The sequence below is a fragment of the Hymenobacter sp. UV11 genome (assembly GCF_004684095.1).
GTDB lineage: Bacteria > Bacteroidota > Bacteroidia > Cytophagales > Hymenobacteraceae > Hymenobacter.
Map to the genome: position 1 here is coordinate 136,214 of NZ_SRII01000009.1, position 22,624 is coordinate 158,837.

The 22,624-nt window shown below is 60.6% G+C and carries 20 protein-coding genes and 1 tRNA gene; 8 read left to right on the plus strand and 13 right to left on the minus strand.

Going from position 1 to position 22,624, the window contains the following annotated elements; genetic code table 11:
- Positions 1–60: 60 nt before the first annotated feature.
- Positions 61–399: a PadR family transcriptional regulator gene (locus E4631_RS17990; RefSeq protein WP_133655652.1), complete on the plus strand. Its 339-nt coding sequence runs from the start codon at positions 61–63 to the stop codon at positions 397–399.
- Between the two features lie 69 nt (positions 400–468).
- A complete protein-coding gene (locus E4631_RS17995; RefSeq protein WP_133655653.1) occupies positions 469–3,210 on the plus strand; it encodes a DUF2807 domain-containing protein in 2,742 nt (913 codons plus the stop codon).
- 90 nt (positions 3,211–3,300) lie between these two features.
- Here the strand turns inward: E4631_RS17995 and E4631_RS18000 are convergent, their stop codons facing one another.
- The 4 genes from E4631_RS18000 to gap form a co-directional block, all read right to left on the minus strand.
- Positions 3,301–3,645: a translation initiation factor gene (locus E4631_RS18000; protein WP_133655654.1), complete on the minus strand. Its 345-nt coding sequence runs from the start codon at positions 3,643–3,645 to the stop codon at positions 3,301–3,303.
- A 13-nt stretch (positions 3,646–3,658) separates the two neighbouring features.
- Positions 3,659–4,447 (minus strand): DUF3050 domain-containing protein, encoded by a 789-nt coding sequence (locus E4631_RS18005; RefSeq protein ID WP_133655655.1) that lies wholly within the window; start codon positions 4,445–4,447, stop codon positions 3,659–3,661.
- Positions 4,448–4,551: 104 nt separating this feature from the next.
- Positions 4,552–5,427 carry a diacylglycerol kinase family protein gene (locus E4631_RS18010; protein WP_133655656.1) on the minus strand — a complete coding sequence of 292 codons (876 nt, stop codon included), beginning with the start codon at positions 5,425–5,427 and terminating at the stop codon, positions 4,552–4,554.
- Positions 5,428–5,524: 97 nt separating this feature from the next.
- Positions 5,525–6,532, minus strand: a complete 1,008-nt coding sequence (gap, locus tag E4631_RS18015; RefSeq protein WP_133655657.1) for a type I glyceraldehyde-3-phosphate dehydrogenase — start codon at positions 6,530–6,532, stop codon at positions 5,525–5,527.
- A gap of 264 nt (positions 6,533–6,796) precedes the next feature.
- On the opposite strand from gap, the gene E4631_RS18020 reads away from it, so the two are divergent.
- From E4631_RS18020 to E4631_RS18040, 5 genes are all read left to right on the plus strand, one after another.
- Positions 6,797–6,868, plus strand: a tRNA-Glu gene (locus E4631_RS18020).
- A 227-nt stretch (positions 6,869–7,095) separates the two neighbouring features.
- The gene (locus tag E4631_RS18025) at positions 7,096–7,284 is read left to right on the plus strand and encodes a hypothetical protein (protein ID WP_135318620.1); all 189 of its coding nucleotides are present in this window, start codon (positions 7,096–7,098) and stop codon (positions 7,282–7,284) included.
- 626 nt (positions 7,285–7,910) lie between these two features.
- Entirely contained in the window at positions 7,911–8,099 is a 189-nt protein-coding gene (locus E4631_RS18030; protein WP_133655658.1) for a hypothetical protein, read from the plus strand.
- Positions 8,100–8,696: 597 nt separating this feature from the next.
- Positions 8,697–11,717 (plus strand): PAS domain-containing protein, encoded by a 3,021-nt coding sequence (locus tag E4631_RS18035; protein WP_135318621.1) that lies wholly within the window; start codon positions 8,697–8,699, stop codon positions 11,715–11,717.
- A gap of 24 nt (positions 11,718–11,741) precedes the next feature.
- Complete coding sequence (locus E4631_RS18040) at positions 11,742–12,149, plus strand: response regulator (RefSeq protein WP_133655660.1); 408 nt, start codon at positions 11,742–11,744, stop codon at positions 12,147–12,149.
- A 51-nt stretch (positions 12,150–12,200) separates the two neighbouring features.
- On the opposite strand, the gene E4631_RS25985 is transcribed toward E4631_RS18040, so the two are convergent.
- The 3 genes from E4631_RS25985 to E4631_RS18050 all read right to left on the minus strand — a co-directional run bounded on the left by E4631_RS25985 (position 12,201) and on the right by E4631_RS18050 (position 15,211).
- Positions 12,201–12,422 carry a hypothetical protein gene (locus tag E4631_RS25985; protein ID WP_166647928.1) on the minus strand — a complete coding sequence of 74 codons (222 nt, stop codon included), beginning with the start codon at positions 12,420–12,422 and terminating at the stop codon, positions 12,201–12,203.
- Positions 12,407–12,976, minus strand: a complete 570-nt coding sequence (locus E4631_RS18045) for a hypothetical protein (RefSeq protein ID WP_133655661.1) — start codon at positions 12,974–12,976, stop codon at positions 12,407–12,409. The genes E4631_RS25985 and E4631_RS18045 overlap by 16 nt, the downstream gene beginning before the upstream one ends.
- A 126-nt stretch (positions 12,977–13,102) precedes the next feature.
- The gene (locus tag E4631_RS18050; RefSeq protein WP_133655662.1) at positions 13,103–15,211 is read right to left on the minus strand and encodes a glycoside hydrolase family 97 protein; all 2,109 of its coding nucleotides are present in this window, start codon (positions 15,209–15,211) and stop codon (positions 13,103–13,105) included.
- 330 nt (positions 15,212–15,541) lie between these two features.
- Here E4631_RS18050 and E4631_RS18055 point away from each other — a divergent pair, with 330 nt between their 5' ends.
- Positions 15,542–16,429, plus strand: a complete 888-nt coding sequence (locus E4631_RS18055; protein ID WP_133655663.1) for a sugar phosphate isomerase/epimerase — start codon at positions 15,542–15,544, stop codon at positions 16,427–16,429.
- An 85-nt stretch (positions 16,430–16,514) separates the two neighbouring features.
- Here the strand turns inward: E4631_RS18055 and E4631_RS18060 are convergent, their stop codons facing one another.
- The 6 genes from E4631_RS18060 to E4631_RS18085 form a co-directional block, all read right to left on the minus strand.
- Positions 16,515–17,309, minus strand: a complete 795-nt coding sequence (locus E4631_RS18060; protein WP_133655726.1) for a DUF1080 domain-containing protein — start codon at positions 17,307–17,309, stop codon at positions 16,515–16,517.
- Positions 17,310–17,453: 144 nt separating this feature from the next.
- The gene (locus tag E4631_RS18065) at positions 17,454–18,341 is read right to left on the minus strand and encodes a hydroxypyruvate isomerase family protein (RefSeq protein WP_133655664.1); all 888 of its coding nucleotides are present in this window, start codon (positions 18,339–18,341) and stop codon (positions 17,454–17,456) included.
- Positions 18,342–18,536: 195 nt separating this feature from the next.
- On the minus strand, positions 18,537–19,016 hold the full coding sequence (locus E4631_RS18070) for a c-type cytochrome (protein ID WP_240735043.1): 480 nt from the start codon (positions 19,014–19,016) through the stop codon (positions 18,537–18,539).
- Between the two features lie 12 nt (positions 19,017–19,028).
- Positions 19,029–20,081, minus strand: coding sequence for a sugar phosphate isomerase/epimerase (locus E4631_RS18075; RefSeq protein WP_133655665.1), 1,053 nt, complete (start codon positions 20,079–20,081; stop codon positions 19,029–19,031).
- Positions 20,082–20,091: 10 nt separating this feature from the next.
- Positions 20,092–21,243, minus strand: a complete 1,152-nt coding sequence (locus E4631_RS18080) for a Gfo/Idh/MocA family protein (RefSeq protein WP_205704263.1) — start codon at positions 21,241–21,243, stop codon at positions 20,092–20,094.
- 24 nt (positions 21,244–21,267) lie between these two features.
- Positions 21,268–22,518 carry a nucleoside permease gene (locus E4631_RS18085; protein WP_133655667.1) on the minus strand — a complete coding sequence of 417 codons (1,251 nt, stop codon included), beginning with the start codon at positions 22,516–22,518 and terminating at the stop codon, positions 21,268–21,270.
- Between the last annotated feature and the right edge of the window lie 106 nt (positions 22,519–22,624).

Here is a 22,624-nt window from a genome sequence, read left to right on the forward strand (position 1 = left end):
ATACAAAGTACCCGTTGTACATTTGTACCGTTCCTCACCTACTACTAGCCCATACCGCCCATGAAACTAGAGAACACCCAGGTGCAGATGCGCAAAGGCATCCTCGAATTCTGCATCCTGGAGATTATCGGCCGCGGTGAAGCCTACGCCAGCGACATGCTGGAGGAGCTCACCGCTGCCCGCATGATTGTGGTGGAGGGCACCCTCTACCCCCTGCTCACACGCCTCAAGAATGCCGCCTTGCTCGACTACGTGTGGAAAGAATCGACCTCGGGGCCGCCCCGCAAATACTACACGCTCACGGCGGCCGGCCGCCAGTTTTTGGAAGAGCTGCGCCAGACCTGGGAGGATATGGCGCTGTCGGTAGGCATCATTCGCCAACCCCGCCGCCCTGCTTAATGCCTCTCTTTTTCGCCAAACAACCTTTCTCAGCCTAAACTGCCGCGCTTCGCGCCTGCGGCCTTTCTCATGAAAAAGAACATCAGCATCAATTTGCAGGGGCTCATCTTTCACATTGAAGATGATGGCTACGAAGTACTTAGCCGCTACCTCCAGGAGGTGAAGGCACACTTCGCCAGCTACCAGGGCCACGAAGAAATCGTGGCCGACATCGAGGGCCGCATTGCCGAGCTGTTCGCGGCGCGCCTCTCGGTGAGCAAGCAGGTTATTACGCTGGCCGACGTGCAGGAGATGACGGCCAAGATGGGCCGCGTCAGCGACTTCGCCCCTGAGCCCGACGAAGATGATACGGCTGCCGAAGCCGCTGGTGGCACCTTCGGCCCCGATGGTCCTTTCGGTCCAAAGGGCACTTTTGGCAAAGAAGGTCCTTTTGGTCCCAAAGGCCCCTTCGCTGCTGGCCGCACGGATGCCGACGGCCAGCCCCGCCGCCTGTACCGCGATCTGGCCCACCGCAAGATTGCGGGCGTGTGCGCCGGCCTGGCCCAGTACTTCATGGTGAACCCGCTGGTGGTGCGCCTGATTTTTCTGGCGCTGCTGCTGCTGCCGGGCGTGTTTTCGGGCTTCGACCAAGTGCCGGGCCTGGGCATGTTCCGCCACCGTTTCGATTTCGGCAGCCTGGCTCTCATTGCCTACGGCATTTTGTGGATAGCCTTACCCAAGCGCGCCGACGCCCCTGAACCCATTGACACCCTGGATTTTGGCGGCAAGCTTACGGGGCGCAAGCTCTTCCGCAATACCGATACCGGCAAGGTAGGCGGTGTGGCGGCCGGCTTGGCAGCTTATTTCCAGACCGATGTGGTGCTGATACGGGTACTCTTCTTAATCGGCTTGTTTTTGGGCGGCTCGACCTTCATTATCTACCTGATACTGTGGGCTGTGGTGCCGGAGGCCCGCACGATGTCAGAAAAAATGCAGATGCGCGGCGATGCGGTCACGCTTTCGGGTATTGATAACAACTTGCGCAGCAGCGCCTTCGATGCCGATGGCACCCCTACCCCCCCCAACCGCCCGCTGGGCACTTACCTGGAGAGTGCGGCCCGGCAGGCGCGGCCGGCCGTGGACTTTCTGGGCTCGCTCATTCGGTGGGCGGTGGGCGCGCTGCTCGTGGTCATGGGCGGGTCGTGGCTGCTGACAGTGCTAAGCCTGGCTGCCGCCGCGCTGGGCATCATCTCGACCGAGTCGGTAATTCATACCAATAATGACTTTGCCTTTGGCGATGAGAGCTTTAACTCGGTAGTGCGCAACGCCCAGCCCTGGGGCGTGGTAGCGCTGCTGCTGGCCACGGGCATTCCGGCGCTGGCGCTGATGCTGCTGGGGGTGCGGCTGATACTGCGCCGCTCGGTGCTGGGGCGCACGGGTGGCTTGTCGCTGCTGGGCTTGTGGGTACTGGGTATTTTTGGCTCGGCGGTGGCGGGCGCCCAGATTGCCCGCGAATACCAGACGCGCGCTTCGTACACTACTACCCGCCGCCTGGCGCCGGTGCCCGGCCCTGGTATCGTGCTGGCATCACGCAACTTAGAAGATTATGCGGGCGATGAGGTACGCCTGCACTTAGCCCTAGCCGATAGCGGCGCAGCTCCTTATATTGAGGAAGACTACCAGGCCCGCGGCCGCACCCAGGACGCAGCGCGCCTCACCGCCCAGCAGTCGATACTCTATAATATCACGCAGGAAGACTCGACTATCACCTTCGACCAGGGCATTACGCTGCGCGAGAACATGCCCTACCGGGGCCAGCGCTTGAGCCTGACGCTGCACCTGCCCCTGGATAAGGTGTACCGCCTCACACCGCTCTTTATGGAGAAGCTGCGCGACGAGGACTTCACCAACCGCAACCGCCCCCACGACGACCAGGAGCACCGTGCCCGCCTCACGCGCCAGCGCAAATTCACCTGCCTCGACTGCCCCCCTACCGGCCGCGAAAACGAAGACGATAGCGACGACCAGACAAGCATCAATAGCTACGACGAGGACGGAGACGAGGTAGTGGACCTGGGCGTGAACGGTACCAAAATGCGGGTGCGCGTGAATACCGACGGCGACAAGCCCAATATCCACATCAGCACTGAGGCCCCGAAGTTCAACACCGACCTGGGCCACTACGGCACGGGCCGCAAAAACCTGAACAATCCCGGCGACTTCAGCGAGGTAGAAACGCGCGGTGCCTTTCGGGTGCTGGTGCGCCAGGGCAGCAGCTACCACGTGGAGGCCGCCGGCCGCCCCCAGGACCTTGACCAAATGACCTTCCGCGTGGAGGGCGACCGCCTTGTGGTGCGCCACCGCGGCCGGGGATTTCTTTCGGGCTTCAACTTTTCGAGCCATCCTATTCTGGTTACCGTTACCCTACCCCGCCTCCAGAAGCTGGAGCTGAACGGTGCCTGCCAGGCTGACGTGAGCGGCTTCCGCGACGAAAGCCTGGGCCTAGAACTGTCGGGCGCCTCGTTTGCCCGCCTCAACGTGGACGTGCCGAACCTCGACGTGAACCTGAGCGGCGCCAGCCACGCCGACCTGAGCGGCAGCGCCAACAACCTCACCATTGACGGCTCCAGTGCCAGCCAGGTCGAAGGCCTGGGCCTGCGCACCGAGCACACGACCCTTGAGCTATCGGGCGCCTCGCAAGCCACCGTGCGTGCCAGCAGCGGCCTCACGGCTAACCTCAGCGGCAGCAGCCGGGCCCGCTACGCCGGCAAGCCCGACAATATCGAGAAAGACCTCAGCGGCAACAGCTCGCTGGAAGAAGTGCGGGATTAAGCAGCTTCGCCAAAAGAGGAGGGGGTAGGGAAGTTTGGCCGCAGCTAAACTTCCCTACCCCCTCCTCTTTCGGCGAAGACCAAGCTACTCTTAGCCGCCAATCTGCTTGGCTTTGTAGCCTTCTTTAAGCAGAATTTCGAGCACTTTGGCGCGCAGGTCGCCCTGCACTACTATTTCGTTGTCTTTAGCGCTGCCGCCTACTCCGCATTTGGTTTTCAGAAGCTTACCTAAGGTTTGCAGGTCTTCGTCACGGCCCACGAAGCCCGTGACGAGCGTCACCCGCTTGCCGCCACGCTGCTTCTTATCAAGCTGCACGCGCAGCTGCTGCTGGCGGGGGGGTAGGGTCGTGGCTTCGGCCGGCTCATCGTTTTGGAAAGAGAACTCCGGATTGGTCGAATAGATTACTCCCTGGCGGCGCGACTGGTCGTTTTTCATCTTCGCTATCGGGTTAGGCTACTGGCTGCTGCTGCGGCAGCGCGGCGGCAATGCCGTCCCACAGGGCCACGCGGGCGGCCATGCCCTGGCGGGCTGTTTCGGTGGCCTCGTGCCAGCGGGCAGCATCGGTGCCGCACAGGTCACGCACCATCTGGTGGGCCAACGGCGCGTGGTGGTCCTCATCAAGCTCGATGTGGCGGTTGAGGTAGTAGATAAACGTATCGAGCTGGCCCGGAAAGCGCCGCGCCAGGTCATCGACCAGGTTGCGAAACATATCGGGTATCACGTCCTCGCGGCCGAAGGTGAAGGCCGCCGCGATGGCGTGCGGCTGCCCACCGGCAATCACGGCAAAGGTGTGTTTCACAAACTCCTGCACGCTGGCCGGGGCGGGCGCAGCGGCCAGTGCGGCAGGCACGCTGGCGCCGCTGGCCAGGGCGGCCAGCATGCGCTGCACGGGGGCGGTGTCGGCGCCAGCCTCACGCATGGCCCGCAGGTACAGCTCAAAGTGGCTGGTGGGCTGGCCTTCGGGGTCGAGGTCGGTTTCTTCCTCCAGCACAATGTCGTTGATAAGGCGGCGGGTAGCGGGGTTGCCCTTGGGCACCCAGGGCAGCTCCACGCACGTCAGCTCGCGCTGCAAGGCCTTTAGCAGCGACATAAAATCCCACACCGCGTACACATGGTGCTCCATAAACACCCGCAAATCGGCCAGCGTATCAAGGCGGCGGTACACCGAGTGGTCTACCATGCGCTGCCGAAACGGCTGGAGCTGCGCCTGTAAGTCTTGCACAAAATCCTGTGACATATCCTTAAGTATAAAAGTTGATGAACTACGCTCTTTAACAAGTCAGCCTCCAAGTTAGCTGCCCTTGCGGTTGATTAATTGACAAGCTATTCTCCCAAACCGTGCTACACGGCCACCTCCAGCGCCAGCGGCAGCAGGCCCAGCTCAAAATCGGTAGCGTGGCCCAGATAATCGCCATCGGCGTGGTAGCCCAGCGGCGCGGCGGCGCGCACCGTGGCGTGCTGCGTATGGCGGTAGGCCGCGCCGCCGGTGCGCGGCAGCGTGCCCAGCGCCATACCCAGTACCACTTGCACCGCCCGCAAGGGGGGTAGGGCATTGATGAGGCACATATCGAGCAGGCCATCCTGGAGGTTGGCCTGCGGTGCGATGTAGGCGTTGTTGCCGTACTGTGAGGCATTGGCAAAAGCCAGCACATAGCAGTTGGTGACCAGGGTTTGGCCATTGAGCTCGACCTCTATCGGCACGGGCCGGAAGTTGCCGTATTCCCGAATGGTTACGCGCAAATACGTACTAAGCCCGCGCGAGCCGGCCTGCGCAAAGTGTTGGCTCACATGCGCATCAAACCCCAACCCCGCCGTGCAGAAAAACGGCCGGCCGTTGATAGTGCCCACGTCCATGCGGCTAAAAGTGGGCTGCCGCAGCCGGCGCAATGCCGCCGACAGGCCCAGCGGCACCCGCAGGTGCCGGGCCAGGCCATTGCCCGAGCCGCGGGGCACAATGCCCAGCGCCGTGCCAGTCTGGCCCAGTAGGCCCTGGCCCACTTCATTCACGGTGCCATCGCCGCCCACCGCCACCACAATCCGGCAGCCGGCCTGGGCCGCGGCGCGCGCCAGTTCGGTGGCGTGGCCGGGCCGCTCAGTGGGGCGCAGCAAGTAATCAATGCCCGCTACCCCCCCAAAATAGCGCTGGAGCAGCGCCGGGAAGTCGGCCCGGCGGCCAGTGCCGGCCATGGGATTAAAAACAAAACAGATGGGTGGCATAGGTTTTTAATGACAAATGACTAGGGACTAGTAACTAATGTCGTTCAATTTTAGAACGGCATTAGTTACTAGTCCCTAGTCATTTGTCACTACTTAATTAACCCACCATTTTCTCACCCAATTTCTGGATAAGGTCGGCGGTGCGGGTTGAGTAACCAGTTTCGTTATCGTACCAGCCTACTACTTTGGCCAGCGTGCCGTTAGTCGAGGTCAACTCCGAATCGAAGATGCACGAGTGCGGGTTGCCCACGATGTCGATGCTCACAATCGGGTCGACGGTGTACTCAATAATGCCTTTCATCGCACCATTAGCGGCGGCCTTGAGGGCATCATTGATTTCCTGCTTGGTAGCCTCTTTCTTCAGCACCACGGTCAGGTCGGTCAGCGAGCCGTCCGGCACGGGCACGCGCATGGCGATGCCATCGAGCTTACCCTTCAGCTGGGGCAGCACTAGGCCAACGGCCTTGGCAGCACCCGTGCTGGTGGGGATGATGCTGTAGGCAGCGGCGCGGGCGCGGCGCAAGTCCTTGTGGGGCGCATCCTGCAGGTTTTGGTCCGAGGTATAGGCGTGCACCGTGGTGATGTAGCCTTTCTCGATGCCAAACACGTCATCCAGCACTTTGGCCATAGGGGCCAAGCAGTTGGTGGTGCAGCTAGCGTTCGAGATGATAGTCTCGTCACCTTTCAGGGTGTCCTCATTCACGCCGAGTACCACGGTCGGGATGTTGCCGGTAGCCGGGGCCGAAATCACGACCTTTTTGGCACCTGCCGTAATGTGCTGGCCTGCGCCGGCCTCGTCTACGAAGCGGCCCGTGCTTTCGAGCACAATATCCACGCCCATGTCCTTCCAGGGCAGCAGCTTGGGGTCGCGCTCGGCAAGAGCTACGATGTGCTGGCCGTTCACGGTCAGGCTATTGTCGTCGTAGCTTACCGTACCGTCGAAACGGCCATGGACGGAGTCATACTTCAGCAGATGAGCCAGCGTTTTGTTGTCAGTCAGGTCGTTGATAGCCACAATCTCCACGTTGTCGCGCCCGAGCAGCGACTTGAAGGTGAGGCGACCAATGCGGCCAAAGCCATTAATAGCGACTTTAATTTTTGCCATGATGTTGGAAAAAATAGAGAGAGTAGCGGGCTACTGCCGCAGCCCAAGTGATAACGCGCTGCGAAGGTACGGGCATTGGCGACTTTACCGTTATCCCGCTGCCAGCAGACGAGTATTCTTACGGTTTTCAGGCGGCATTGGGTAGAGTCTTTGAATTTTTGCTCCTGAAAATCAACGCCCTTATTGCTACCAGCACGTTTTTTTTAGCCCTTAATTTGGATTGACAAGAGGTCGCCGTATCTTTGCACCACCAAAACAAAAAACGGTCCGTTCGTCTAGGGGTTAGGACAGTAGATTTTCATTCTACCAACAGGGGTTCGATTCCCCTACGGACTACTAAAAAGGCTTTCTCGATACCGAGGAGGCCTTTTTTATTTGGCAATGGGCAACCCCTGCCGGGCTGTGGCTCCGTTACGGTCGCCGGTCAGGTCGCTCATCTGCTTCTAGCCTCTTGGCCTGGGTTTCGCTCTTAGCTGCGGGCATGCAGTTGGGTAGGGCGCGCGGCTGGTTACGGCAAGGTTACATTTTTCTTATAGGAGGCAGTACGTCACCATGCGCTATAAGTGCCTAGCCATACCCTGCTACGTTATGAGCTTACGGAGCCGGCAGCGCGCTACACGCTGTCGCCCAACCTGGAGCTAACCGCCAACGGCTTGGTAAGTGCCATTTTAGGGGATACCTACTATAAATTCAGCGACCGACTTTTTCTTAATGCGTTGGTTGGGGTGCACTACACGTTCGGACAGCTTTAAGCCACGGCAGCCACCCCGATAACCACCGCCTACGCACCACCAATTCCTGACCCACGGCCACCAGCACGTACTGCCACCAAGGCAGGGCAGGCTGGTGGCCGTCGCTATTTCGCTCTCCCCGGCTGCCAGGTCGCTGCACCCTTACTGGCCTTGCGCGCGGCGGCAGCCTCGCTGCCGGTGGCTGCGCCAGCACTCTTCGCTGTGGCAAGCAGCACGGGCTAGGAGCGTAAATCACCCGTACGAAAAAAGGGAAATATGCAACATCCAGCAGGGAAGGCCAATAGTGCCTGCAACATAATTACTGCTGGAATTGCTACCCCCCCAGCTAGGAGCAATGGCTACACGGCTGGGCTATCTACTGCTTGAATAGAGCGCCAAACCAGTAGGTGAGCCGGCTTAAAATGCCCGTAGGCTTGAGTAAGTGTGGCAGTTAATTTTAGAGTACACCGCGATTTCTCGTCTAGTATAGGCAGCTAGTCAATAACGAAAATATGCCATTCGGATAGCCTAGCCGTTAGCTCAACGAAGTAGCGCTTTTTAAAGATGTTTTCAGATAAACCTTGCCGCCCTATTAGCAGCATTGACCGACCAGCCACCGCTTTCTTACCCTTCTTTTATTATTCATTATGTTTCTTTCTGAGTCTAAAAATCTTCGTGCCCAAGCCGTACGCCAAGCCATTACCCGCAACCAGCCTTCGACTCCCGAGCTGGCCGTATTGACCCAATACGTACTTGGTAACTTGAGCCTGGAGCAAACCAACTCAGAACTTCGGCAGCATGGCCGTACCATCCTGGCGGCACCCGTAGCCGCTTAGGCTGCCACTCTGCCCACGCAAAAGCCCGACGCTGGTAGTTCAGCGCCGGGCTTTTGCGTGGGCGGGGGCAGCGATGCCGGCTAAGGCTCTTATTCAAGAACGCACCGCTACCCGCCGCGATACTATTTGCAAGGACTTCGAGGCAGCTTTCAAGCCCGGGTACCGCAGTATTTATCTTTAGTAAGCTTCTGCTTTGTTAGTCATTAGGCTTGTTCCCGAATAAGCAAAAAATGAAGAGAGGCCGTCCTGCTGAGCTTGTCGAACGACTTTTAGCAATTTTCTTGATTTTAGGAACAAGTCTATTGCGCACGATAAGGAGGGTGGCGTTGCCGCCCGCACAAGCCATTTTGGGTAAAGTGAATCCACGGCAACTCCCCCCTACCCCTGGTTTTCAAGCCTTGCGGCACCCATAGCTGTTGCTCATTCCTGGGCAGCTTCCGCGTGTGCGTGGGTGACTACTATAGCCACTGAGGCTTTCTTGTAGGCGGCTTATCACCTACTTGATAGCGCCTTCGTATAGCAAGTTTATCTTTTCGGAATATTAATTGCTTCATAAATTATAGCACTTTTCTAACATCTTCTATTTCCACCCCCTTTGTGACTGAATTACTACCTGCTTTTGCCTCATCTGCTGAGTTCCTGTCCACTTTACTCGACTTGTCGGTTAGCGGCGTAGTTTGTTATAATCCTTTGTTGAATGAGGCTGGGGAAGTAGTGGATTTTGCCTTCGCTTACCTCAACCCGGCGGCGCGGCAGCTGTTGCGCCTACCCCCGCAGCCCACCACTTACCGCGAGGAATTACCCAAAGAGCTGGCCAACCAGGCTTTTGCGTTTCACCGCGAGGCCTGGGGCTCCGAGGAGGCTTGCCATTTCGACCTCATTTACCAAGTAGCGGGCTACGATAGCTGCCTGCGGCTAGCGGCCCGGCGGCTGGGCCAACAGCTGCTGGTAAGCCTTACCCAGCTTAAGGAGCCCGCCCGGCCGGCGGCAGAGCAGGCCCTGCGCGAAAGCCAGGCCCGCGAGCAGGCGGCCCGCGCCGAAGCCGAGCGCCAGCGCGGCGAGCTGGAGCGCATTTTTGAGCAGGCCCCGGTGGCCATTGCCACTTATCGCGGCCCCCACTACGTGATTGAGCTGGCCAACCCGCTGGTGTGCGCGCTCTGGGGCCGCACGCCAAAGCAGGCCGTGGGCACGCCGCTTTTTGAGTTGCTGCCCGAAATAGTGGGCCAGGGCTATGAAGAGCTGCTGAATCAGGTGCTGACAACCGGTGAGCCGCACGTGGCCACCGAAATGCCTTCGACCATTGACCGCAATGGCCGCCGCGAAATGGTGTACTGGAACTTTGTGTACCTGCCACTACGCGAAGCCGACGGCCGCGTGACCGGTGTGATGGTGGTAGCTACCGAAGTAAGCGAGCAGGTGCAGGCCCGCCAGCTGGTACAGGACCTCAACGACCAGCTTGCCGCTACCAACCAGGAGCTGTACACCAGCAATGAAGAGCTGCTGGCCAATCAGCACGAGCTACTGCTCATTCAGCAGCAGCTGGAGGCCAGTGGGCAGGCACGCACCCAACGGGCCCAGGCCACGGCCGAGCACCAGCGCGCCCGCCTGGCCCGGCTGATTGAGGAAGCCCCCGCCGCAGTCTGCATGCTCGATGGGCCCGACTTTGTGTTTGAGCTGGTTAATCCGGCCTACCAGGCCTTATTTGGGGGGCGGCCCCAGCCGGGCTTGGCGCTGCTGGCGGCCCTGCCCGAGCTGGCAGACCACCAGGCGCTGCGCACGTTGCGCGAGGTGTACAACACGGGTCGCACCAATCACGAAGTCGGCATTCTGGTTCCTATTACCCGGGCTGATGGCCAGCTGGAAGACCGGTACTTCAACTACACGCAGCAGGCGCGCTACAACGAGCTCGGCCAGATTGATGGCATTCTGGTATTCGCGTTTGAGATGACCGAGCAGCTGCGCACCAGCCAGCAGCTGGCGGCCGCCCTGCGCCAAGCCAAGCAGCAGCGCGGGCAGCTGACCGAGCAGCAGCGCCTGCTCAGCCAGATTTTGGGGCAGGTGCCAGCTAGCATTGCTACCCTGACGGGCCCCGAGCACCGCTACGCGTTTTTTAATGAGGGCTACCAGGCCCTGACGGAGGGGCGCACTCAGCTGGGGCTTACCGTGGCTGATGTATTGCCGGAGGTAGTAACGCAGGGTTTTATTGAGCTGCTTAACCAGGTGTACACTACGGGTGAGCCATTTCAGGGCCGGGAAATGCCGATACAGCTCGTTAATCCAAGCACTGGCCAGCCCGAGTTGCGGTACGTGGATTTTGTCTATCAGCCGCTGACCGATGAGCAGGGCCGCACGCTGGGAATTCTGGCCTTTATCGTGGATGTGACGGAAAAAGTGGTGGCCCGCCAGCACGCCGAAGCCTTGCAGGCGCAGCTACTGGCCACCACGCAGCGCCAGGTGCAGGAGCGCGAAGAGTTGTTTCAGGTGTTTGAGCAAGCGCCCGTGGTGATAGCGCTGCTGCGAGGGCCCGAGCACTTTTTCTACTACTGCAACCCGGCATTTCAGGCGTTGTTTCCGGGGCGCGTGCTGGCGGGGCAGCTCTACGCCGATGCCATGCCCGAAATAGTAGCCGCCGGCCTGATGGCGCAGCTAGACCAGGTATATACTACTGGCCTCACCTACTATGGCTACGCCTTACCGCTGGTAACGACGCCCCGCGATGGCGCGGCATCCCACCTGCGCTACTACGATTTCAGCTACCAGGCTCACCGCGAAGAAGGTCGTATCGGAGGGATTGCCATCTTTGCTTACGACGTGACTGAGCAGGTGCAGGCCCGGCAGCAGGTGCAGGAGCTCAACGACGAGCTGGCCACTAGCAACGCGGCCGTGCGGGCCACCAACCAAGAGCTGAGCGAAACCAATACCCAGCTCACCCGTACCAATGCCGACCTGGATACGTTCGTTTACGCCGCCTCGCACGACCTGAAAGCTCCCATCGCCAACATCGAAGGGCTGCTCGATGCACTACGCTACTACCTGCCTGCCAATGGCCCGGAACCGATGGTGCCGCACTTGCTGGGGCTTATGCAGCAGGCCGTTGCCCGCTTTCAGCAGACGGTAGGCCACCTCACTGATATCTCGCGCCTAACCCAGGAGCAAATCACAGAAACCGTAGTATTGGCCGATATAGTAGCCGGCGTGCGCCTGGACCTGACCGGCCTGCTGGAAAGCACCCACGCCGAGCTACACCTCAACGTGGCCGGGTGCCCGCCCCTGCGCTTATCCGTAAAAAACCTGCGCAGCATCGTATTCAACCTGCTGAGCAATGCGCTCAAATACCACGCCCCCGACCGCCTGCCCGTGGTGCATATTCGGGCCTACCCCACTGCCGACGCCGTACTGCTGACCGTGCAGGACAATGGCCTGGGCCTGAGCACCGTGCAACAGAGCCGGCTCTTTACCATGTTTCGGCGCCTGCACGACCACGTGGAAGGCTCGGGCGTGGGCCTCTACATGGTGAAGCGCATTGTCGAAAATGCCGGCGGCACCATCACGGTGCAGAGCGAGCCGGGCGTGGGCTCCACTTTTACCGTTTCCCTACCCCACATTCTCAGCGCCTAACCCGTTGATTGTCTAGTTTAACCCATGGAAAAACTACCGCATATTCTGCTCGTTGATGATGACGATACGACTAATTTTCTCAATGAGCACCTGCTTAAAAGGCTCAATGTGACCGACCAAGTTCACATTGCCCACAATGGCCAGGAGGCACTGGCGCTGCTCACCCAGCCCCCACCCTTTGAGCCGACGCTGCTGCTGCTCGATATCGGCATGCCCGTTATGGATGGCATTCAGTTTCTGGAAGCGTACCTGCGCCTGCCCCAGGCGCAGCAGGATGCCACCATTATCGTGATGCTGACGACCTCGATGGACTCGGGCGACCTGGCTCGCATCAACGAGCTGCCCATTGCCGGCCTGGTAAGCAAGCCCCTCAACCGCGAAAAGATTGATACGCTGCTGCGCCTGCACTTTCAGCGCGAGTTGCCGGCCTAGCGGCACTGGCCAGCCCTACCCCCCACCAGCCAGCCCAGCCGGCGCGGCGCGCTAGTGGTCGTGCTCGATGAGGCGCCGTAGGTCTTCCAGGTTCTGATAGTTGGGCCGGATGAAGCCTAGCTTCGGGTTGTCGAGGTCGCGGATGGCCTGCACCGTGAGCGCCGAGATGATGACAAACAGCACTGGCACGAAGTAGTGCCGGGTTTCCTGAGCGCTATTGGTGAAGCCCACCAGCACCCCAATGGCCCAGGACGAAATCAGCAGCAGCAGCACAATGGAAGCCGGCGTGCGCTCGGCCAGCGCATAGTGCAGCCGCGAGGTGCTGGCCGTGAGCTGGTTGAAGGCGGGCAGCAGCCGGCGCAGTTCGGCGGCCCGCGGCGCGGGCGCCCGCACCGAGTCGCGAAACTGCAGCCAGACGGCCTGGTACAGCGCGCCCAGCTGGCGCGGGTGCGTCGCGTCGGAGGAGGGTGGCCGGGGCGGTGGGCCGCCTGCTCCAGCGTCAAAAACCGCAGCAGAAACCCCCGGATGGCCACCCGGTCGGTGGGGGGTAGCAGCTGGCTTTCGCGGTACAATTCCGTCACCGACTCGGCCGCCTGGTGGATGAGCAGGATGCGTTCCTTGTGGGCATTATTGGCCGAAAGCAGCGTAAAAGAAAGCAGCAGCCCGAAGATGGTAATCAGCGCGCTTTCGATGCCCGAAGGCTTCCACTGGCGCTGGCGGCGGCGGTAGCGCACCTCGGCCACCGCGTAGCCCATGGCCACAGCCAGCAGCAGCGACACCGGGTAGGCCACCGAAAACCACACTACATCAACTAAATTTTGCCACATAACCCGGTGAGCGCGAACGCCAAAGTGCGGCCGCCAAGCAAGTATAGTGCTCGGCGGCCGCACTTCGGCGGCGGCTCCTTATCTGGCTCGTCCAGGCAGCCGGAGGGGGGTAGGGAGGCGGAGCGACTACTTGCCCGCCACGGGCTTGAAGCTGACGGCCGCGCCGCCGCCCGGCGCCAGCCGCAGCGTGAGCGTTGATTTACTAGTAACTACCTGCTTGGTTATCTGGTAGGAGGCGGGGTTTTTCTGCCAGTCGGCGTCCTTGGCATCGGCGTAGATAGTGGCTTCGAAGCGCTGGCCGGGGGGTAGGAAATCGAGCTTCACGGGCTGGGTGCGGGCATTTTCGTCGGTGATGCTGCCCAAGTACCACTCGTTTTCGCCCTTGGCCTTGCGCACGGTCGTTATATAGTCGCCAGGCTCGGCGGCCACGATGCGGGTGTCGTCCCAGTCCACGGGCACGTCTTCGATGAATTTGAACGCGTCAGGGTGCGCCTCATAGTTTTCGGGCAGGTCGGCCGCCATTTGCAGCGGCGAGTACAGCACCACGTACAGGGCTAGCTGCTTGGCCAGCGTGGTGCGCACGCTGCGCTTGCCGGTGGGCTCAAAGTTCTGGAGCTTAAAAATGCCGGGCGTGTAGTCCATCGGCCCGCCGATGAAGCGGGTGAAGGGCATAATCGTCTCGTGCTCGGGCGGGCTACCGATGCTGAAGGCGTTGTACTCGTTGCCACGGCCCGCCTCGCCCGACAGCCAGTTGGGGTAGGTGCGCGAGAGGCCAGTGGGCCGCACCGACTCGTGCATATCGACCGTGACGTGGTGCTTGGCGGCCATCTCGGCCACCCGCACAAAGTGGTTGCTCATCCATTGCCCGTCGTGGTGCTCGCCGCGCGGAATGATGCGGCCCACGTAGCCGGTTTTTACCGACGGATAGCCGAAGCGGTTCATAAACTGGTAGGCCGTGTCGAGGTGCTGCTCGTAGCTGGTGGCCGAGCCGGAGGTTTCGTTGTGCATAATCATCTGCACGCCTTTCGACTGCGCGTAGTCCTTGATTTCCTGCACGTGGAAGTCGGGGTAGGGCGTCACGAAATCAAACACCTGCTCCTTCCAGGCGCCAAACCAGTCTTCCCATCCCACGTTCCAGCCCTCCACCAGCACACCGGCAATATGGTGCGCGGCCGCAAAGTCGATGTAGCGCTTCACATTGGCGGTGTTGGCGCCGTGGCGGCCGGTCGGGATAAGGTGGCCCTGCGCGTCGAGCGTGTCGGCGCTATTGGCGTACTTCCAGTCGCTTTTGCCAATCTGCATTTCCCACCACACACCCACAAATTTCATCGGCTTTATCCAGTCGGTAGTGGGCAGCTTACTGGGCTCATTCAGGTTGAGAATCAGCTTCGAAGCCAGGATATCGGGCGCCTTGTCGCTCACGATAATCGTGCGCCAGGGCGTGCGGCTCGGCGCGCGCAAAAACGCCTTACTACCCACCGCGTTGGGCACCAGCCGCGCGGTGAGGCGGTGGCTGGCGCGGTCTACGTGCAGCTGCATGGCTGGGTAATCGACCTGCGCTGCCTCGTGAATATTCACGTACAGCCCGTCGTCGGCCTTCAGCATGAGGGGCGTGGCCACGGCCTGCGCGTCGGGCGCGTCGCGCACCGCAATCTCGGTGGAAGCCTTGACCTGCTGCGCGTTATCGACGGCGCTCAGCCTGGACTTGGTGTACAGGTACTCGTTAGTGTCGTAGTCGCCAGGTATCCAGAACGCCTGGTGGTCGGCGGGCAGGGCAAACTCGGTGAGCTCGTCGCTGACCACGAAGTTGCCCAGCGCCAGCTGCCGCGGCAGCTCGTAGCGAAACCCTACCCCATCGGCAAACACCCGAAACACCACGTCGAGCCGGCGGCCGGGCGCGGCGGGCTGGCGCAGGTGCACCGTGAGCTGCTGGTAGTGATTGCGGATGTTTTTGACCTCGCCCCACACCGGCTGCCAGGTTTCGTCCACGTCTTTCACCTCGCTGCCCAGCAGCGTCAGCGGCCCGTCGAAGCCCTGGCCGCCTTCAAAGGCGAGGCCCAGCCGCGAGGCATTTACCACGGCCTTAGTGCCGTAAGTGACGGCGTAGGTCGGCTGCCCGGCCGCGAGCATGAAAGTCAATTTCACCTTGCCCTGGCGGGCGGTGAGGGGGGTAGGCGTCTGCGCGGCGGCCGGAAAGCCAGCCGCCAGCAGCCAGAAAAACAACTGTTTTTTCATGAAATACGCGGCATTTTTTACAAAAGTACGCCCGGTCCTACCCCCCTGCTGGCAGCCAGGAAGGCCTGATTGCTCCGGCAAAGCCCTGCGGCTGCTCAAACTACCCGCAAAGCTTACTGCTCGATGCGCAGCCTCCTGCGGGTGCACCCACACTGGCCGGGGCTTTGCGCTGCTGGCAGCGGTGGCGCCCCGCCACTGCGCAAGGCAGCGGGGGTAGCAAACCCGGTATCATTCTTGGTTTATCAATTACGCTAATCTGCTATCTTGCAGCACGTTTTTGGCCTTTCTTGCCAGCGAAGCACCTTTTCACCACTCCCACCCTTGCTCCCTATGACTTCGAGAAGAGAATTTCTAACCTCGGCAGCGCTGCTTTCGGCCGGCCTGCTAATTGCCCCTTCGCTGTTGGCCTACGACAAGCGCTACATTGGCATTCAGCTCTATACGGTGCGAGAGGCGATGGAGAAAGACCCCGCCGGCACCCTGGCTCACCTTGCCAAAATTGGCTATAACTCGGTGGAAGGCGCCACCTACACAGGCAGCCAGAAATTTTATGGCATGACGCCACCCGTGTTCGCGGCCCTGCTCAAGCAGCATGGCCTGATAATGCCCAGCAGCCACCACCGCCTGGGCGAGGAGCAGCAGAACGGCGCGCCCGTGGCTGGTACCATCCTGCACGAGTGGGACCGCGCCGTGGACGATGCCGCCGCCGTGGGCGTGAAGTACATGGTGTGCGCCTACCTCTCGGAGGCCGAGCGCGGCGGCCTCGACCACTACCAGAAAATTGCCGAGCAGCTCAACAAGGCCGGCGAGCGCTGCAAAAAAGCGGGCATCCAGCTCTGCTACCACAACCACGATTTTGAGTTTCCAGCCCAGGCCGGCGGCAAGCGGCCCTACGATATCCTGCTCAACAGCACCGACAAAGACCTGGTGAAGATGGAGTTGGACCTGTATTGGGTTACCAAAGCCGGCCAGGACCCGCTGGCGCTGTTCAAGCAGCACCCCGGCCGCTTCCCGCTCTGGCACGTCAAGGACATGGCCAAGGACGCGCCGCACTCGTTCACGGAAGTAGGCAACGGCACGATTGACTTCAAGAAGATATTTGCCCACGCCAACGAGGCCGGCATGAAGTTTTTCTTTGTGGAGCAGGACGCTACCCCCGGCTCGCCGTTCGATAGCGTCACCCAAAGCATGGCTTACATCAAGAAAAACCTAGTGTAAATCAAGTTTACGCCAAGCTTCATAAAAACGCCGCGACAGAAACCAATTGGTTTCTGTCGCGGCGTTTTGCCTTTAGAGACGATATCTACTTAACGGCCTGGCTCATGGCTGGCACTTCCCGAATCCAGATGTTACGGAAGCTTAGCGGCTCGCTCTTGTCGCCGTGGGCTTGCAGCTTGATGGGGGCCGGGCCGTGCTGTTTGCTGTACGAGGGCTTGCCGATGTACTGCGTGGGGCCCATTAGGGCAGTGTTGTTCTGCACCAGCACGCCATTAAAAAGCACCGTGACGCGGGCCGGCGTGGCCATCGCCCCGCTGCCATCGAAGGTCGGCGCGGTCCATAGCACGTCGTAGGTCTGCCACTCGCCGGGCGGGCGGGCGGGGTTCACGAGCGGCGCAAACTGCTTGTAGACGCTGCCCGCCATGCCATTGACGTATGTTTTGTTGTTATACGCATCCAGAATCTGCAGCTCGTAGCCCAGGTCGCCCTCGCCGAGCGAAGCCAGGAAGATGCCGCTGTTGCCGCGCGCCTGCCCGGTGCCCGAAATATTAGCCGGGATGCGCCACTCCAGGTGCAGCTGGTAGCTGCCAAAGGAGCGCTTGGTTTCGATGTTACCGGTGGCCTTATTCACCGTCAGGATGTTGTCCTTTACTATCCACTGGGCGGGCGTGTGGTCTTTGGTCATCACCCACTGGTCGAGGTTTTTACCGTTGAAGAGCACGACGGCGTCCGACGGGGCTTCGCCGCTGGTTTTGCCGGGCGTCACCACTTTGGGCACAGGCTCCCACACTTCGGTGTCTTCAGGCTTGCCGGCCTGCTGCGCGTGCGCTACCCCCCCGCTACCGGCCAAGGCGGCCGCAAGTATCAACCAGGTTTTCATGGTGTTGAATGAGTTAAGTGTATAAATCTGGTAGCGCGAGCTTTCCAATTTCGTGCGCAAGCCCAGCGAGCAGGTAAAATTGCGTGGCGCGAACGACGATGCTCGCTGGGCTCGCGCACGAAATTGGAAAGCTCGCGCTACTGCTCACACGTCGCAGAGCTGCACGGCCTGGCGCAATGAAGCCAGCTTATCAGCCTGCCGCGGCACAAATTCCTGGGCCACGTAGCCCGTGAAGCCGGTGGCTTTAATGGCCCGCATAATGGCGGGGTAGTTCAACTCCTGCTGGTCGTCGAGCTCGTGGCGACCCGGCACGCCGGCCGTGTGGTAGTGCGCGAGGTAGGGGTGAAAATCGGTAATGTTGCGAATGATATCTCCCTCATCAATTTGCATGTGGTAGATGTCAAACAGCAGCTTGAAGTGCTCGGAACCCAGCTTTTTGGCCAGCGCCACGCCCCATGAAGTGCGGTCGCACTGGTAGTCTTTGTGGTCAATTTTGCTATTGAGCAGCTCCATCACCAGCACTACTTTGTGCTTGGCAGCGAGTTCCAGCAGCGGCGTGAGGCCCTGCACGCAGTTGGCCCAGCCGGTTTCGTCGCTCATGCCCCGGCGGCTGCCGCTGAAGCAAATTAGGTTGGTGTAGCCGGCCTGGCCCACCAGCGGAATCATCTCGGCGTATTGCTTTTGCAGCTGCGCATGAAACCGCGGGTCGTTGAAGCCGTCGGTAAGGTTGATTTCGGCGCCGTTGCACATGGGCGAGTCGAGGCCGTATTTTTTCAGCGTCGGCCACTCCTTCGGGCCTACCAGGTCAATGCCCTTGAGGCCCATTTCTTTGGCAGCGGCGCAGAGCTGGTCAAGCGTCAGGTTTTGGTAGCACCAGCGGCACACCGACTGCTTAATATTATTTTTCAGCGCGGAGGTGGGCGTCATGGCAGGGGCGGCCGCAGTCGCTTTTAGCGCGCCGGCTACCCCTACCGCGGCCGTGCCAGCCAGCACATTCTTGAGCATTGTTCGGCGAGTGGGAAGTGCGGGCATGGCAGAATAAAGAAGGGGTAGGGCGGAAAAAACAAGCACGCAGCTAGCTGGTAATCAACGCGCTTTGCAGGAAGCAAGCAGTAAGTAGCGCGAATTTTCCAGTTCGTGCGCGAGCACAGCGAGCGTCGTCGTTCGCACCGCGCGGTGCCGCTTGCTCGCTGGCGCTCGAACTGGAAAGTTCGCGCTACTCGCTACCTACTTCAGGCTCAGAATATACTTGGTCATTTCCTTAGCATCGCCCAGCGATAGCGCCGGATGAGCCGACATCGGAATTTCGCCCCAGTGGCCCTTACCCCCCGTAATTACGCGGTTGGCGAGCATGGCAATGTTGGCGTCGGTGGCGGGGTATTTGGCGGCTACGTCTTTGTAGGCGGGGCCCACCAGCTTCACATCTTCCTTGTGACAGCCCAGGCAGTCGGAACCCGCAATCAACTTGGCGCCCGCCGCCGTCATGCCGCCGGTGTGAGCGGTGCCAATTTTCATGGCGTTGGTATCAACCTGAGCCTGCTCGTTCACGGCGCTCAGGCGGCGGTCGGCCGCGCTGTCGCTATTCATTGGGCCGGCTTCGCCTGGCTTATCGTTGGTACGGGCCGTGTCGGCACCGTCGGGTTTGTAGCCGGAGTCGCAAGCGGCAAGCAGCGCGCAGGCGCTGAGGAAAAGGACGACTTTTTTCATGAGCAGGTAGAATTACAGCCCCAGTAGGGTGCGGTTAAAATTGGCATCGGTAGCGGTGCCGGCAAAGTCGTCGAAGGCCTTATCGGTGACGCGAATAATGTGGTCTTTGATAAACTGGGCGCCCTCGCGGGCGCCGTCCTCCGAGTTTTTAATGGCGCATTCCCACTCCAGCACGGCCCAGCCGGGGAAGTTATACTGGGCCATTTTACTGAAAATAGCCTTGAAATCGACCTGCCCATCGCCCAAAGAGCGGAAGCGGCCGGCGCGGTTCAGCCAGCTCTGGTAGCCGCCGTACACGCCCTGCCGCCCGGTGGGGTTAAACTCGGCGTCCTTGACGTGGAACATCTTAATACGCTCGTGGTAGATGTCGATATAATCGAGGTAGTCAAGGCATTGCAGCACGAAGTGCGAGGGGTCATAGAGCAGGCAGGCGCGCGGGTGGTCGTTGACCTCGGTCAGGAACATCTCGTAGCTGATGCCGTCGTGCAGGTCCTCGCCGGGGTGAATCTCGTAGCACAGGTCAACCCCCTCATTCTCAAACTCATCCAGAATAGGTAGCCAGCGGCGACCCAGCTCCGTGAAGCCTTCCTCGACCAAGCCAGCCGGGCGCTGGGGCCAGGGGTAGACCATCGGCCAGAGCAGCGCGCCGCTGAATGTGGCGTGCGCTTTCAGGCCCAGCCGGCGCGAGGCCTTGGCGGCGTAGGTGAGCTGCTGGGTGGCCCATTGCTGGCGCGCCACGGGGTTGTTGCGCACTGCCTCCGGCGCAAAGCCGTCGAACAGCTTGTCGTAGACCGGGTTCACGGCCACCAGCTGGCCCTGCAAGTGGGTCGATAGCTCCGTGATTTCCAGGCCAGCGGCCTGCACTTTGCCCTTGAGCTCGTCGGCGTAGGTCTGGCTTTCGGCCGCCAGCTGCAAGTCGATGAAGCGTTTGTCGCCGGTGGGCAGCTGAATCCCCTTGAAGCCCAGGTCTTTGGCCCAGGCACAGATGCCGTCCAGGCTATTGAACGGCGCGTGGTCGCCGATAAACTGGGCGATAAAAACGGCGGGACCTTGGATGGTAGTCATAGGGCAAAAATCAGACGGTGAACTCAGTCCATTTCTCCGTGGAGCGGCCCGAGGCGATGACGTTTTCGATAAAGGCCATGCCGCGCACGCCTTCCTTGATGCTGGGGTAATCGAGGGCTTCGGGGGGGGGTAGGGTGCCGGCGTCGCGCGCCAGCACGCACAGCGCGAAGTTGCGGTAGAGGTTGGCGAAGGCTTCGAGGTAGCCTTCGGGGTGGCCCGAGGGGGTACGGGTGTTGTGCTGCGCCGCCGCGCCCACGTAGCCAGTGCCCGCGCGCCAGATTTCGGTGGGCTTGTCGAGCCACTTCACCTGCAAGGTGTTGGCATCGACCTGCTGCCACTCCAGCCCGCCCTGGTCGCCGTAGACCCGGATTTTGACGTTGTTCTCCTCTCCTGCTGCTATTTGCGTGGCTATCAGCACAGCGCTGGCGCCATTGCTGAGCTTGAGCAGCACCGCGCCGTCGTCGTCGAGCCGGCGGCCGGCCACTACCGTGTTGATATCGGCGCAAAGCTTCACTACCTCCAAGCCGGTCACGTATTCGAGCAGGTTGAAAGCGTGGGTGCCGATGTCGCCCATGGCGCCGGCTATGCCGCTCTTGGCCGGGTCGGTGCGCCAGGCGGCCTGCTTGTTGTCGCCACCTTCCTCGGGACGGCTCAGCCAGCCCTGCGGATACTCTACGTAGGCCTTGCGAATGGGACCCAACACGTTGCTGGCCAGCATTTCGCGGGCCTGCTTCACCATCGGGTAGCCAGTGTAGGTGTGGGTGAGGCACAGCAGGCGGCCGCTGGCATCGGCCACAGTTTGCAACTGCTTAGCCTCGGCCAGCGAGAACGTCATGGGCTTGTCCAAGATGACATCGAAACCACTTTCCAGGGCCAGGCGGGCGGGTTCGAAGTGCTGGTGATTGGGCGTCACGATGGCGATTACCTGCACGCGCTCGGCGGCGGGGCGCGCCTTTTCCTGCGCAATCAGGTCCTGGTAAGAGCCGTACACGCGGTCGGGCGCCAGGCCCAGCAACTCGCCTGCGGCCTTCGATTTGGTGGGGTCGCTGCTAAAGGCGCCGGCCTTGAGCTCATACAGGCTGTCGAGGGCGGCTGCAATGCGGTGCACGGCCCCAATAAAGGCGCCCGGCCCGCCCCCAATCATGGCCAGTCGTAGTTTCATGCGGTAGTTCAGAAAGTGAAAGACTTATACTTCGAGGCGGGCATTGGCCTCGGCGTAGCTGATTTCGGCCGTAGTGACCGGCGCGTTGCGGTCACGAAACAGCAGCATAAATACGAGCAGCACCGCCGCCGCAATAGCCGCCGGAATCAACCAGATGGTGTGCCAGTCGTGCAGGTCGCCGGTGGTCTTGTGGGCGTCCACTACCTGGCCCGAAAGTAGCGAGCCAATAAGCATCCCTACCCCGTAAGTTGCTAGCGTAATGAAGCCCTGGGCGGCGCTTTTGGACTGTTCACCAGCCAGGTTGTCTGTGTAAATCTGGCCCGTTACGAAGAAGAAATCGTAGCAGACGCCGTGCAAAATGATGCCCGCAATCAGCATCCAGTAGGCCGAGTCGCCGTTGCCGTAGGCAAAGAATACGTAGCGAATTATCCAGGCCAACATGCCGATAGCCAGCATTTTCTTGACGCCCAGCCGCACGAAAAACACCGGAATGAGCAGCATAAACAGCACTTCCGATACCTGGCCCAGCGTCTGCACGCCGGCCGCGCTCTTCATGCCCACCTCGTTGAGAAACGCATTGGTGAAGCCATAGTAGAACGACAGCGGCACGCAGATGGCAATCGAGGCCAGGAAGAAAATCAGGTACGAGCGGTTTTTCAGCAGGCCAATTGCTTCCAGGCCCATTACCTCACCAATTGTAATGGGACCTTCGCGCTTGATGGGGGGGGTAGGCGGAAGCAGGAAGCTGAACAGCCCGAGCAGCAGCGACGCACCCGCCGCCATCTTAAACGTGAGGCCCAGCTGCCCGCCCTGCTCCCAGTTGAGCCAGCCGATGGTGAGGCCGGCTACAATCCAGCCCAGCGTGCCCAGCACCCGGATGGGCGCAAACTCCTTCTCGGGGTTCTTCATCTGCCTGAACGATATAGAGTTGACCAGCGCCAGCGTGGGCATATACACTATCATGTAGAGCAGAATGCTGGGGTAGAAGCTGTCGAAATTAGCGGCCCCGGCGGCGCGCCAAAGCAGCACCGCGCCCACCAGGTGCAGCATACCCAATATCTTCTGGGCCGAGAAAAACCGGTCGGCAATCAGCCCAATAATAAATGGCGCCACGATGGCCCCGATGGACTGCGTGAGCACCGCCACGCCCACCTGCGTGCCGCTGGTATGTAGGTTTTGCAGCAGGTAAGTACCAAGCGTCACGAACCACGCGCCCCAGATGAAAAACTCCAGGAACATCATCAGGGACAGCTTGAAGCGAATGGCAGGCGTCATGGGCGGGAATGAGGGGGGTAGGGAAAGGATACTAGAACGTCATGCTGAGCTTGCCGAAGCATCTCGCTCGCATCTTTAAACGATTGGGTTCGTGCTGCAAGCGAGA

Coding starts and splice junctions, on each gene's coding strand:
- E4631_RS17990 (WP_133655652.1), top strand. CDS start 61: ATGAAACTAGAGAACACCCAGGTGCAGATGCGCAAAGGCATCCTCGAA.
- E4631_RS17995 (WP_133655653.1), top strand. CDS start 469: ATGAAAAAGAACATCAGCATCAATTTGCAGGGGCTCATCTTTCACATT.
- E4631_RS18000 (WP_133655654.1), bottom strand. CDS start 3,645: ATGAAAAACGACCAGTCGCGCCGCCAGGGAGTAATCTATTCGACCAAT.
- E4631_RS18005 (WP_133655655.1), bottom strand. CDS start 4,447: ATGTCACAGGATTTTGTGCAAGACTTACAGGCGCAGCTCCAGCCGTTT.
- E4631_RS18010 (WP_133655656.1), bottom strand. CDS start 5,427: ATGCCACCCATCTGTTTTGTTTTTAATCCCATGGCCGGCACTGGCCGC.
- gap (WP_133655657.1), bottom strand. CDS start 6,532: ATGGCAAAAATTAAAGTCGCTATTAATGGCTTTGGCCGCATTGGTCGC.
- E4631_RS18030 (WP_133655658.1), top strand. CDS start 7,911: ATGTTTCTTTCTGAGTCTAAAAATCTTCGTGCCCAAGCCGTACGCCAA.
- E4631_RS18040 (WP_133655660.1), top strand. CDS start 11,742: ATGGAAAAACTACCGCATATTCTGCTCGTTGATGATGACGATACGACT.
- E4631_RS18045 (WP_133655661.1), bottom strand. CDS start 12,976: ATGTGGCAAAATTTAGTTGATGTAGTGTGGTTTTCGGTGGCCTACCCG.
- E4631_RS18050 (WP_133655662.1), bottom strand. CDS start 15,211: ATGAAAAAACAGTTGTTTTTCTGGCTGCTGGCGGCTGGCTTTCCGGCC.
- E4631_RS18055 (WP_133655663.1), top strand. CDS start 15,542: ATGACTTCGAGAAGAGAATTTCTAACCTCGGCAGCGCTGCTTTCGGCC.
- E4631_RS18060 (WP_133655726.1), bottom strand. CDS start 17,309: ATGAAAACCTGGTTGATACTTGCGGCCGCCTTGGCCGGTAGCGGGGGG.
- E4631_RS18065 (WP_133655664.1), bottom strand. CDS start 18,341: ATGCCCGCACTTCCCACTCGCCGAACAATGCTCAAGAATGTGCTGGCT.
- E4631_RS18070 (WP_240735043.1), bottom strand. CDS start 19,016: ATGAAAAAAGTCGTCCTTTTCCTCAGCGCCTGCGCGCTGCTTGCCGCT.
- E4631_RS18075 (WP_133655665.1), bottom strand. CDS start 20,081: ATGACTACCATCCAAGGTCCCGCCGTTTTTATCGCCCAGTTTATCGGC.
- E4631_RS18080 (WP_205704263.1), bottom strand. CDS start 21,243: ATGAAACTACGACTGGCCATGATTGGGGGCGGGCCGGGCGCCTTTATT.
- E4631_RS18085 (WP_133655667.1), bottom strand. CDS start 22,518: ATGACGCCTGCCATTCGCTTCAAGCTGTCCCTGATGATGTTCCTGGAG.